The following is a 12,153-nucleotide window of genomic DNA, read 5'->3' as shown; positions in this document are numbered from 1 at the left end:
GGCTGCGCCCCGGTCTTTTGCCTGTCAGGGGCGCGGGGAACTGCGCGGCCCACCCCCACCGGGGCCGCAGACGGACGTCGGCCCGCGGAGCCCCTAGGGGCGGCGGCGGCGACGGAAGAGCAGGCGCGGCAACCCCGCCGGCACAGGCAACCGCGTAGTCGCCGACGTAGGCACCGGCGGCGCCGCCAACGACCCCGAGGGCAAAGACGCAGTCGAACCCGTCGGCGCCAGCCGAACCACCCGGCACTCGCGAGCCCACCGCTCCGTCATCGCCTCCCCGTCGGGCGCGTTCAACCGCTTCCCCTTCAGCTCGCCGACGGCAACCCCCCACTCCTCGGACCCGGAGGCCAGCTCCGCCACGGACGCCGTCCAGGACACCAGCCGCCCGCCCTTGTCCTTGCTGCGGACGGTCACGACCGCCTCCCGCCCGTCCACGAGCCCGGGCAGCGGCTGCTCACCGGGCCCGTCCCCGACCAGGTACACGGCCCCGTCGTGCCACACGTGCCACAACGGGCGGGTCGGCGCGCCGACGTCCTGGGGATCCAGCGTCGGGACAGAGGCGCCCCGCACCCAGATGAGCCCGGACTTCTTCGTGGCCTCCTCGACGAGGGCCTGTTCGGCAAGAGCCTGATCCGTCATGGGGCCACCCTAGCGCCGGCCCCGTACGCCCCTTCGAAGCGTTCTCGGAGCGCTCAGAGCCAGCCGTTGCGCTTCAGCGTGCGGTGGATGCCCAGGCAGAGCACCACGGTGATGCCCATGATCGACGGGTACCCGTACCGCCAGTGCAGCTCCGGCATGTGCTCGAAGTTCATGCCGTACACCCCGCACACCATCGTCGGCACGGCGATGATCGCCGCCCAGGACGTGATCTTGCGCATGTCCTCGTTCTGCGCGACGGACGCCTGCGCGAGGTTGGCCTGGAGGATCGAGTTGAGCAGTTCGTCGAAGGCCACGACCTGCTCGTGCACCCGCGCCAGGTGGTCGGCGACATCCCGGAAGTACTTCTGGATGTCGGGGTCGACCAGCCGCATCGGCCGCTCGCTCAGCAGCTGCATGGGCCGCAGCAGCGGCGACACCGCGCGCTTGAACTCCAGTACCTCACGCTTGAGCTGGTAGATCCGCGCCGAGTCGACACCGCGCGACACCCCGCCCCTGCGGCCGGGCGAGAACACCTCGGTCTCGACGTCGTCGATGTCGTCCTGCATGGCGTCCGCGACCGCGATGTACCCGTCGACGACGTGGTCGGCGATGGAGTGCAGCACGGCGGAGGGTCCTTTGGCGAGCAGCTCCGGGTCGTCCTGCAGCCGGTGCCGCAGCGCGCGCAGCGAGCCCTGCCCGCCGTGCCGCACGGTGATGAAGAAGTCCCGTCCGGTGAAGCACATCACCTCGCCGGTCTCCACGACCTCGCTGGTGGCGGTGAGTTCGTCGTGCTCGACGTAGTGGATGGTCTTGAAGACGGCGAACAGCGTGTCGTCGTACCGCTCCAGCTTGGGGCGCTGGTGGGCGTGGACGGCGTCCTCGACGGCGAGCGGGTGCAGCCCGAACTCGGCCGCCACGCCCGCGAATTCGTCCTCGGTGGGCTCGTGCAGGCCGATCCACGCGAATCCGCCGTCGCGCCGCACCTGACGGATCGCCGTACGCGGCGTGAGGCTGTCGTCGGACGGGAGGCGGACGCCGTCGCGGTAGACCGCGCAGTCCACGACGGCCGAACTCTCCGCGGCCGACCGGGTGGTGTCGTACGCGCCACCGTCCTTGCGGAGCGAGGGGCGGACCGCGGCACGCAGGTTGTGGATCATCGACATGGTGGCTCCTTCGCGAACGAAGGCCGCCGACGACGGTTGGAACTGCCCGGAATGGGGACGTCCAGACTGCGGATGTTTGGCACGTCCACAAAGCGGGGAGCACCGCACCGTCACGGTGGCGGCTTCGCTACTGATACAGATCAGAAAAATTCAGACAGATCAGGGAAAACGAAGTGCTCTTCCGTTGTGTACCGGACCGGCCATGACACGAGCGCGGGAAACGACGCGAGCGCGAGGGGTGGCAGTCGGCAGAGCGTGAGCTCGGGAAGCTGAGAGGAACTCAGCAGCCGGAAGAGCGGGTGGTACTGCCTGGTCGACTTCGATCCATGGAGCCCCACCTCCTCCGGCCGGTCCCCCGTAGGGGAGGTCCATCCCCCGCAGGGGAGTCTCATGCGTCGAGACGTGGGCCGGGACTTGAGAGCGACGCTTCTGCGTGCTGCCCCGGCCAGCGGCCAAGACTATCAGCCGACTGAAGTGTCAAGCCGTCGCTTTGCCCGCTGCTGACGAGTTCTATGCTCGGCGCATGGTTGATGTTCTTGCTCTGGTGGAAGCCCGTTTGCGGACCGCCCTGGGCGAACCGGACGCGCGCGCCGCGGTGACGTTCCTGGGCACGGACCGCATCGAGGTGCTCCGTTTCACGGACCTGGACACCTCCGGTACGGGCCCCACCGGGATCGTCCGTTACGCCACGCTCGGCATGTCGGCCCAGCCGATGGCGGACCCCACGGCGGTCGTCGCCGACCCGGTCGCGGGCCCGCGCGCCGAGCTGGTCCTGTCGGTGCGGGCCGGTGCCGCCGACACCGACAAGGTGCTGCGCCCTCTCGCCGTACTGGCCGCGTCCCCGCAGGTCGAAGGCCTGGTCGTGGCGCCGGGCGCCTCGCTGGACGTGGGTGATCCGCTGTGGCCCGGCGCCCCCTTCACCTCCGTCCTGGTCGCCGAGCCGGGCGGCCTGGTCGAGGATCTCGAACTCGACGCACCCCTGGATCCCGTACGTTTCCTGCCGCTGCTGCCCATGACGCCGAACGAGGCCGCGTGGAAGCGGGTGCACGGCGCGGGGGCGCTCCAGGAGCGCTGGCTGACAAGCGGAACGGACCTGCGCGACCCCGCACGCACGTCCGTTTCCCTGGACTGACCCTCAACGGCCGACCTGGTTCGGCCAGTTGGCTATCTCACACTCGGTGAAGCCCGCCAGGAGGTCCGGCGAAGGGCCGGGGCTCAGTTCGCGAAGACGGTGACCCCGTCCTCCGCCGCGTGCCGCTCCTCCAGCTCCTCGGCCTCGTGCGTCAGGGCGTCCCGGCGTACGAGGACCACGAGCGCGCCCAGCGCCGCCGTGACCGCCGCGACCACGAACGGGATGTGGATGTCGGTCCACTCCTCGATCCGCGGCGCGAAGAAGGGCGCCGCCGCGGCGGCGAACCAGCGGACGAAGTTGTAGCCGGCGCTCGCCACCGGGCGCGGCGCGTCCGACACGCCGAGGGCCAGCTCCGTGTAGACGGTGTTGTTCACCCCGATGAAGGCACCGGAGAGGATCGTGCAGACGACGGCCGTGGTGTGGCTGCCGTAGCCGAGGACGAGCACGTCGGCCGCGAGCAGCACCAGTGAACCGCCGAGCACCTTCAGCGAGCCGAACCGGGCCTGCAGACGCGGCGCCACGAGCACCGAGAACACCGCGAGCAGCACACCCCAGGCGAAGAAGACCGCGCCGCTGTTGTACGGGCTCATGTCCAGTACGAAGGGTGTGAAGGCCAGCACGGTGAAGAAGGTGTAGTTGTAGAAGAACGCCGAGCCCGCCACCGAGGCGAGGCCGCCGTGGCCCAGGGCCCTGACCGGGTCGAGCAGCCCCGTCTTGCGTGCCGGCTTCGGCTGCTCCTTCAGAAACGCCGTGATGCACAGGAACCCGATCGCCATCAGGAACGCGGTCCCGAAGAACGGGTAGCGCCAGCTGGCGTCCCCGAGCAGCGCGCCGAGCAGGGGTCCGCAGGCCATGCCGAGGCCCAGGGCCGACTCGTACAGCAGGATCGCCGCCGCGCTTCCGCCGGCCGCCGCGCCGACGATGACGGCGAGGGCGGTGGAGACGAACAGGGCGTTGCCGAGCCCCCAGCCGGCCCGGAAGCCGACGAGTTCGCCGACCGAGCCCGAGGTGCCGGAGAGTCCGGCGAAGACCACGACCAGCGCGAGGCCGAGCAGCAGGGTGCGACGGCCGCCGATACGGCTGGAGACGAAGCCCGTGACCAGCATCGCGAGCGCGGTGATCAGGAAGTACGAGGTGAAGAGCAGCGAGACCTGGCCGGGGGTGGCGTCCAGGCCCTTGGCGATGGACGGCAGGATCGGGTCGACGAGGCCGATGCCCATGAAGGCGACGACGGATGCCCCGGCGGTCGCCCAGACCGCCTTCGGCTGACGCAGGAGGCTCGTGGCCCCCCGCGTCGAAGGTGTCCCCTTCGGCGGGGCCTCCCGTGCTGCTGTTCATGCCCGCTCCTTCACGTTGCTCGCGGAGAGATGCTCATGGATGGTTGGCGTATACACATAATAAGTTAGAGCGACTAATGAATGCAAGCTACATCTAGTTTTCCCTGGTGGTGGGCCGTGGCGACGAGGTGACAGGCGCGCGCCGGACGGGTGATCGTCCTTGACGCGACGAAGGACGGGGAGGACCGTTGTGCCTTATGAGGGGCGAACCCAGTTGCCCGAAGTGTGGTGGCCGGGTCAGGGCTCCCGGCCTCTTTGCCGACTCCTGGCAGTGCGATGTGCACGGCATCGTGCATCCGCTGCAGCCCGTGATCCCGCCCAGCGTGGAAGCCCTCGGTGTCGTCGTGCACCGTGCGCGCGTACCGGTGTGGATGCCGTGGCCGCTGCCCGTCGGCTGGCTCTTCACGGGTGCGGCGTTCGCCGGTGACGACCGCAGCGGCGGTCGCGCGACGGCCGTCGCCTGCTCGGGGCCCGGGCCGCTCGGCGGCTTCGGGGAGCTGATGCTCGTCGCCGAGGAACTGGGCGTGGGTCTGGGCGCGCGGTACGCGGGCATCGAGGGACTCGACCCGGGGCCGTACATGAACGTCGACAAGCCCCCTCAGGTGAAGGTGCTGGCCGCGGGGCGGCCGACGCCGCTCTGGCACGTCCCCGGGGTGCCCGGCGACCGGGCCGTCTTCGCCGGGGAGGCGCTCGGGCTGTGGCTGTGGGCGGTCGTGTGGCCGGAGCAGTCGGGAATGATGATGTACGACGAGCTGGTGCTGACGGATCTGCGGGACGCGGGGGCGGAGGCGGATCTGTTGCCCTGTGGGGCGCTGTCGCCGCGGATTCTTGAGCCGTAGTCCCTCCGGGCGGGGGTGCGGGGTTCGTCGGGTGCGTGTACGTGTACGTGTGCGGGCGCGTCGTGGCTGGTCGCGCAGTTCTCCGCGCCCCTCAGGGGCCCGTTATCCTTGGACGGTTCCCTTTGTCCTGGTCCTGTCTGGAGTCCGCTCGTGCGCATCGATCTGCACTGCCACTCCAAGGCATCCGACGGTACGGACACCCCCGCCGAGCTGGTACGGAACGCCGCCGCGGCCGGTCTCGACGTCGTCGCGCTGACCGACCACGACACCACCCGCGGTTACGCCGAGGCCATCGCGGCCCTGCCCGCCGGGCTCACCCTCGTGACCGGCGCCGAACTGTCCTGCCGCCTCGACGGCGTCGGCCTGCACATGCTGGCGTACCTCTTCGACCCCGAGGAGCCGGACCTGCTGCGCGAGCGCGAGCTCGTACGCGACGACCGGGTGCCCCGGGCCCAGGCGATGATCGGCAGCCTGCGTGAACTGGGCGTGCCCATCACCTGGGAGCACGTGGAGCGGATCGCCTCCGGCGGGTCCGTGGGCCGGCCGCACATCGCCACCGCGCTGGTCGAGCTGGGTGTGGTGCCGACCGTCTCGGACGCGTTCACGAGCGAGTGGCTCGCCGACGGCGGCCGGGCGCACATCCAGAAGCACGAGTCCGACCCCTTCGAGATGATCCGGCTGGTCAAGGCCGCGGGCGGCGTGACCGTCTTCGCGCACCCCGCCGCCGCCAAGCGGGGCCGGACCGTACCGGAGTCCGCGATCGCCGAGCTGGCCGCGGCCGGGCTCGACGGCATAGAGGTCGACCACATGGACCACGACACGGCCACCCGGGCCCGGCTGCGCGGACTCGCGGCCGAGCTGGGGCTGCTGACCACCGGTTCCAGCGACTACCACGGCCACCGCAAGGCGTGCGAACTCGGCGAGTACACGACGGACCCCGAGATCTACGCCGAGATCACCCGCCGGGCGACGGGCGCGTTCCCCGTCCCGGGCGCGGGCGGACCGGCGGGCGCCTAGCATCCGGCACCGCTGTCGGACCGACTTGGGGCGCCCACGCGCGTTGGGCCAGGCAGCGATCCGGCAACTCGTGTTCCCGCCGGGCACGGCTCACCGCCAGCCCCTCAGGGGCGCGGAGAACTGCGCGACCGGCCACGACGCACCCGCACCCGGCACACTCACGTGCACCCCCCCCTCAACACCCAGCAAGGCTCACCTGCACATGTTCGACCTCGCCATCTTCGGCTCCCTCTTCCTCACGCTCTTCGTCATCATGGATCCCCCGGGGATCACCCCGATCTTCCTCGCGCTGACCTCCGGCCGCCCCGCCAAGGTGCAGAAGCGCATGGCCTTCCAGGCCGTCTGCGTCGCCGGCGGTGTCATCACCGTCTTCGGTCTGCTCGGGCACCAGATCCTGAACTATCTGCACGTGTCGGTCCCCGCCCTGATGATCGCCGGCGGCCTGCTGCTCCTGCTCATCGCGCTCGACCTGCTCACGGGCAAGACCGACGAGCCCCAGCAGACCAAGGACGTCAACGTCGCCCTCGTACCCCTGGGCATGCCGCTGCTCGCGGGCCCCGGCGCGATCGTGTCCGTCATCCTCGCCGTGCAGAAGGCCGACAGTGCGGCGACCCAGGTCTCGGTGTGGACGGCGATCCTGGCGATCCACGTCGTGCTGTGGATCGTGATGCGGTACTCGCTGCTGATCATCCGGGTCATCAAGGACGGCGGCGTCGTGCTCGTGACGCGCCTCGCGGGCATGATGCTCTCCGCGATCGCCGTGCAGCAGATCATCAACGGCGTCACCCAGGTCGTCCAGAACAGCTGACGCGCGGCTGGGAGGGGCGTGACCGAACGCGGAACCCCCGCCCGGCATCGTGCCGGACGGGGGTTCCGAAGAATGTCAAACGACCGCTGTTATGAGGCCGAGGTGTCGGCCGGGCGGATCCAGAGGCGCTGCCCGATGGCGGCGGCCTGCTGAACGATCCGGTTGACGGAGGCGGCGTCCACGACGGTGCTGTCCACGGGCGTGCCGTCGACGTCGTCGAGTCGCATGATTTCGAAGCGCAAGGGCTTCTCCCTTCGTCTGGTCATCCTCCTGAAGGAGAACTACTGGTGAGGTGGGTGAGCGAGTCATCTGTGTCCCGCGTTCCCATAGGAGTCAACGGGATGTTTGTTACGAACATTCCCTACGCTAAAGAAAACTTTCGAACGTCTAATTACTTGTGAGTATCGGGACCACGTGTGTACACACAGTGACGTCCTGCGACAATGAGGCGCATATGAATGACGACTTCGCGGCAGCCGACGATCCTCTCGACTTCTCCGCCCTCGCCGCGCGCATCGACCGCTCGAACGAGCTGCTCCAGCGCATGCTGGCCGAGGTGGCGAAGACGCCGTCGACCCACGCGATCTTCGTCGACGCCGGGTATCTCTACGCGGCCGCGGGCCGGCTCGTCGCGGGCACGGAGGACCGCCGGGCCTTCGAGCTGGACGCCGAGGGACTCATCGACGCGCTCATCGACCGGGCGCGCACGATCTTCGCGGACAGCAGGCTGCTGCGCGTCTACTGGTACGACGGGGCGCGGCGCCGCATCCACACCGCGGAGCAGCAGTCCATCGCCGAACTGCCCGACGTCAAGGTCCGGCTCGGCAACCTCAACGCCAACAACCAGCAGAAGGGCGTCGACTCCCTGATCCGTTCCGACCTGGAGTCACTGGCCCGGCACCGCGCCATCAGCGACGCGGCCCTCATCGGCGGCGACGAGGACCTGGTCTCGGCGGTCGAGGCGGCGCAGGGGTACGGGGCGCGGGTCCACCTCTGGGGCATCGAGGCCCCGGAGGGCCGCAACCAGGCGGAGCCGCTGCTCTGGGAGGTCGACAGCCAGCGCACGTTCGACCTCGACTTCTTCAAGCCGTACGTGGCCCGGCGCACGGCCGCCTCGTACGAGACGTCGGCGGTGGCCCGGCCCAGCCGGGAGGACGTGCGCTTCGTGGGGGCGCAGATCGCGGCGAAGTGGCTGGCCGCGCGGGGGCGGGAGTCCCTGGCCGAGCTGCTGCCCGGCCATCCGTATCTGCCCGGGCCCGTCGACCAGGAGCTGCTCGTGGAGTCCGAGGGGCTGCTGCAGTACTCGCTGCGCGGGCAGGCGGATCTGCGGCGGGCGTTGCGGGACGGGTTCTGGGAGCACTTGCAGGGGCAGTATTAGGCGCTGAGCTGTCAGGGCCCCGTAAGGGGCGCGGGGAACTGCGTCGCCAGCCCCCACCGGCCCCGCAGGTCACTCACGACACCCGCGGAGGTGGGCCCTCCTGGCCCAGGCTGTCCCAGAACGCGGCCAGGGCTCCCGCCGTCTCCAGAGGGCGGTCCGCGTTAGGGGAGTGCTCCGCTCCGTGGATGATCGTGCGGTGCGCCTCCAGGCGTACGGCCATGTCGTCCAGGAGCGGGACCGGCCAGGTGTCGTCGCTCTCGCCCGACAGGACGTGCACGGGCAGGCGCAGGGCCGCCAGCTCGGCCACGCGGTCGGACTCCGCACACAGTTGCCGCCCGGCGGCGGTGAGCTGCGCCGGACTGTTGCCGAGCCAGCGTCGTCTGAGGTCCTCCTGGTCGTCCAGGCCGGCGTCCAGTTCGCCCTCGGCGTCCTCCGGCGGGTCCAGCGCCCGCATCGCCTCCCACACCTGCGCCATGTCCATCACGCTCAGCGCGTCCCGCAGCAGCTTCACCCGCTGCTGCTGACCGGGCGAGATCTCCGCGGGTCCGGAGGACACCAGGGTGAGCGACCGGAAACGGGTCGGTGCCAGCAGAACGGCCGCGCGGGCGACCTGACCGCCGAACGAATGGCCCAGCAGGTGGAAGCGTTCCCCGGAGCGGCCCGAACCGTCGGGGCCGTCGGCGAGCGCGTCGAGCTGCGCGAGCACATCCTGCGCCAACTCGCGCTGCGCGTAGGGCGCTTCGTCGTCGCGGGGGCCCGGTGACTCGTACTGGCCCCGGCCGTCCACCGCGACGGTCCGGTAGCCGGCCGCCGCCAGGGGCTCGTGCAGCGAGATGAAGTCCTCCTTGCTGCCGGTGAACCCTGGCAGCAGCAGCACGGTTCCCTTCGCGGGGCTGCCCGCGTCGATCACGGCGAACTCCCCGCGGGCGGTGCCGAGACGATACGCGCGGGCCCCGGAGGGCGGGACGAAGGTGAAGGGCCTGCTCATGGGAAGGAGGCTATCCGGGCAACCTGACGGGCGGCATACCGGGCGTGGCACCCGGCTTCGAAGCCGGCCTTTCCCGCAACGCCGAACGGCCCGGCGCCCACGAGGGGAGCCGGGCCGTTCGGATGCGGAACTCAGCCGTCCGTGGGCTCGGTGGCCGCGGCGGCCTTGCGCGTACGGCGACGCGGCTTGGCCTCGGGCGCGGCCTCGGCCGTGACCGACTCGGTGACCGCGTCCGTGGCGGTCGCCTTGGCGGCCGTCTTACGGGTGCGGCGCGGCTTGACCGGGGCCTCGGCGGTGTCCGCCGCGGCCTCGGTGGCCTGGGCCGGGATGTCGGCCTCGGCGACCGCGGCCTTGCGGGTGCGGCGCCTGGGCTTCGCCTCGGTGGCCTCGGCCGTGTCCACGGCGCTCTCCGCCGCCTCCACGGGCGCGGCGGCCTTACGGGTGCGACGCGGCTTGGTCACCGCGGGCGCCTCGGCCGTCGTGCCCTCGGCCGTGTCCACCGCGGTCTCGGCGGCGACGGCGGCCTTGCGCGTACGCCGACGCGGCTTGGCCTCCTCGACGGGCGCCTCCTCGACCGCAGCCGCGGGGGCCGTCTCGGCCGCCTTACGGGTGCGGCGGCGCGGCTTGGCCTCGGGCTCCTCGGTCGCCTGCGCCGGGATACCGGCCTCGGCGGTCTCGGTGGCCACCGCTGCCTTACGGGTCCGGCGGCGCGGCTTGGCCTCGACGGCCTCCGCGGTGTCCAGGACCGTCTCGGCGGCGGCCGTGGCCGCGGCCTTGCGGGTGCGGCGCGGCTTGGCCTCGACGGCCTCGACCGGGTCGGCGACGGCGTCCACCGCGGCCACGGCCGCCTCGGCGACCGCTGCCTTGCGGGTACGGCGGCGCGGCTTGGTCACCACGGCCTCGGCGGCCTCGGCCGTCTCGGTCACGGCGGCCGGCTCGGCCTCGGGGGCCTCCTCGACGACGGTGACCTCGGGCTGTGCGGCCTCCGCCGTACGACGCGTGCGACGGCGGCGCGGCTTGGCCTCGGCGTCCGCCACCGGCTCGGCGACGGGCGCGACGGCCGGCGCGGCAGCCGGTACGACGGCCGGCTCGGGAACCTCGACGGCCGTGCCCTCGGCCGTGGCGACCGCGGTCGCGGCTGCCTCCGAGCCCGCGCCACGCGTCCGACGGCGGCGGCGCGGGGTGCGCGACTCCGCCGTCTGGCCCGGCTCGGCGCCGTCGAGCACGCCCTCCGGCGCGGACCGCGCTGCCGTCTGCGACGTGTTCTGCGGCTCCGCGGCGTCGAGCGCCGTTCCGTTGCGCGTACGACGGCGGCGGCGCGGGGTGCGCTCCGAACGGTCACGGTCACGGTCGCGACCGCGGTCACGGTCGCGCTCGCCGACCGGGGCGGGCCCTCCCGCGGGACGGCCACCGCGGCCACCGCGTGCGCCCCGCCCACCGGTCTCGCCGAGATCCTCGACGACCTCGGCCGACAGACCGGCACGGGTGCGCTCGGAACGCGGCAGGACACCCTTGGTGCCGGCCGGGATGCTCAGCTCCTCGAAGAGGTGCGGGGACGTGGAGTACGTCTCCGGCGGGTCGTTGAAGCCGAGGTTCAGCGCCTTGTTGATGAGCTGCCAGCGCGGGATGTCGTCCCAGTCGACGAGGGTGATCGCGATGCCCTTGGCGCCCGCGCGGCCGGTGCGGCCGATGCGGTGCAGGTACGTCTTCTCGTCCTCGGGGGACTGGTAGTTGATGACGTGCGTCACACCCTCGACGTCGATGCCGCGCGCGGCCACGTCGGTGCAGACGAGCACGTCGACCTTGCCGTTGCGGAACGCGCGCAGCGCCTGCTCGCGGGCGCCCTGGCCGAGGTCGCCGTGGACCGCGCCGGAGGCGAAACCGCGCTGCTGCAGCTGGTCGGCGAGGTCGGCCGCCGTGCGCTTCGTACGGCAGAAGACCATCGCGAGACCGCGGCCGTCGGCCTGCAGTATCCGCGCGACCATCTCGGGCTTGTCCATGTTGTGCGCGCGGTAGATGAACTGCGCGGTGTTCGCGACGGTCGCGCCCGCGTCGTCCGGCGCGGTGGCGCGGATGTGCGTGGGCTGCGACATGTAGCGGCGCGCGAGACCGATGACCGCGCCCGGCATGGTCGCCGAGAACAGCATCGTCTGACGGCGCACCGGCAGCATGTTCATGATCTTCTCGACGTCGGGCAGGAAGCCCAGGTCGAGCATCTCGTCGGCCTCGTCGAGGACGAGGGCGCGCACGTGCTTGAGGTTGAGCTTCTTCTGGCCCGCGAGGTCGAGCAGCCGGCCCGGGGTGCCGACGACGACGTCGATGCCCTTCTTGAGGGCCTCGACCTGCGGCTCGTACGCCCGGCCGCCGTAGATGGCGAGCACGCGGACGTTACGGACCTTGCCGGCCGTCAGCAGGTCGTTCGTCACCTGGGTGCACAGCTCGCGCGTCGGGACGACGACGAGGGCCTGCGGGGCGTCGGTGAGCTGCTCGGGCTGCGCCCGGCCCGCCTCGACGTCCGCGGGGACGGTCACCCGCTCAAGGAGCGGCAGGCCGAAGCCCAGCGTCTTGCCGGTGCCGGTCTTGGCCTGGCCGATGACGTCGTTGCCCGCGAGGGCGACGGGGAGCGTCATCTCCTGGATGGGAAAAGGGCTCGTGATGCCGACGGCCTCAAGGGCCTCGGCAGTCTCGGGAAGGATCCCGAGGTCTCGGAAAGTAGTCAGGGTGCTGCCTCTTCTGTGTACGCGGTGCGAGGCGAGCGCGGGGGTCGTGTCGGGGACCGTGCCGGGGACGTCGGCCGCTATTGACCAGCGGCCGGGGTGGCATGGGACCACTGCCGACGCTCAAGCGTTCGT

11 protein-coding genes are annotated in these 12,153 nt (G+C 71.5%); 5 read left to right on the top strand and 6 right to left on the bottom strand.

Annotated features, from left to right (window positions below; genetic code table 11):
- Nucleotides 1-93: 93 nt before the first annotated feature.
- Both ACFWGJ_RS02735 and ACFWGJ_RS02730 read right to left on the bottom strand, forming a co-directional pair.
- Nucleotides 94-639: a hypothetical protein gene (locus ACFWGJ_RS02735; RefSeq protein ID WP_387320422.1), complete on the bottom strand. Its 546-nt coding sequence runs from the start codon at nt 637-639 to the stop codon at nt 94-96.
- A gap of 53 nt (nt 640-692) precedes the next feature.
- On the bottom strand, nt 693-1,802 hold the full coding sequence (locus ACFWGJ_RS02730; protein WP_107020174.1) for a magnesium and cobalt transport protein CorA: 1,110 nt from the start codon (nt 1,800-1,802) through the stop codon (nt 693-695).
- Between the two features lie 523 nt (nt 1,803-2,325).
- On the opposite strand from ACFWGJ_RS02730, the gene ACFWGJ_RS02725 reads away from it, so the two are divergent.
- Complete coding sequence (locus ACFWGJ_RS02725) at nt 2,326-2,934, top strand: suppressor of fused domain protein (RefSeq protein WP_387320420.1); 609 nt, start codon at nt 2,326-2,328, stop codon at nt 2,932-2,934.
- An 83-nt stretch (nt 2,935-3,017) separates the two neighbouring features.
- Here ACFWGJ_RS02725 and ACFWGJ_RS02720 read toward each other — a convergent pair whose 3' ends face one another.
- Nucleotides 3,018-4,154 carry an MFS transporter gene (locus ACFWGJ_RS02720; RefSeq protein ID WP_387320418.1) on the bottom strand — a complete coding sequence of 379 codons (1,137 nt, stop codon included), beginning with the start codon at nt 4,152-4,154 and terminating at the stop codon, nt 3,018-3,020.
- A gap of 314 nt (nt 4,155-4,468) precedes the next feature.
- On the opposite strand from ACFWGJ_RS02720, the gene ACFWGJ_RS02715 reads away from it, so the two are divergent.
- From ACFWGJ_RS02715 to ACFWGJ_RS02705, 3 genes are all read left to right on the top strand, one after another.
- Complete coding sequence (locus tag ACFWGJ_RS02715; protein ID WP_189769189.1) at nt 4,469-5,110, top strand: DUF6758 family protein; 642 nt, start codon at nt 4,469-4,471, stop codon at nt 5,108-5,110.
- Nucleotides 5,111-5,260: 150 nt separating this feature from the next.
- A complete protein-coding gene (locus tag ACFWGJ_RS02710) occupies nt 5,261-6,127 on the top strand; it encodes a PHP domain-containing protein (RefSeq protein WP_387320416.1) in 867 nt (288 codons plus the stop codon).
- Between the two features lie 202 nt (nt 6,128-6,329).
- Nucleotides 6,330-6,935: a MarC family protein gene (locus ACFWGJ_RS02705; RefSeq protein ID WP_387320414.1), complete on the top strand. Its 606-nt coding sequence runs from the start codon at nt 6,330-6,332 to the stop codon at nt 6,933-6,935.
- An 89-nt stretch (nt 6,936-7,024) separates the two neighbouring features.
- Here ACFWGJ_RS02705 and ACFWGJ_RS02700 read toward each other — a convergent pair whose 3' ends face one another.
- Complete coding sequence (locus ACFWGJ_RS02700; RefSeq protein WP_007384531.1) at nt 7,025-7,177, bottom strand: hypothetical protein; 153 nt, start codon at nt 7,175-7,177, stop codon at nt 7,025-7,027.
- 212 nt (nt 7,178-7,389) lie between these two features.
- Between ACFWGJ_RS02700 and ACFWGJ_RS02695 the strand changes: the two genes are divergently transcribed.
- Complete coding sequence (locus tag ACFWGJ_RS02695) at nt 7,390-8,313, top strand: NYN domain-containing protein (RefSeq protein WP_387320412.1); 924 nt, start codon at nt 7,390-7,392, stop codon at nt 8,311-8,313.
- Between the two features lie 73 nt (nt 8,314-8,386).
- Here ACFWGJ_RS02695 and ACFWGJ_RS02690 read toward each other — a convergent pair whose 3' ends face one another.
- A complete protein-coding gene (locus tag ACFWGJ_RS02690; protein ID WP_387320411.1) occupies nt 8,387-9,301 on the bottom strand; it encodes an alpha/beta fold hydrolase in 915 nt (304 codons plus the stop codon).
- Between the two features lie 131 nt (nt 9,302-9,432).
- Nucleotides 9,433-11,931, bottom strand: coding sequence for a DEAD/DEAH box helicase (locus ACFWGJ_RS02685; protein WP_387320409.1), 2,499 nt, complete (start codon nt 11,929-11,931; stop codon nt 9,433-9,435).
- Nucleotides 11,932-12,153 lie beyond the last annotated feature (222 nt).

It is taken from the genome of Streptomyces sp. NPDC060205, from assembly GCF_042728395.1.
Lineage (GTDB): Bacteria > Actinomycetota > Actinomycetes > Streptomycetales > Streptomycetaceae > Streptomyces.
The sequence above is the reverse complement of the archived record's forward strand: the minus strand, read 5'-3'. Positions and strand labels throughout refer to the sequence as shown.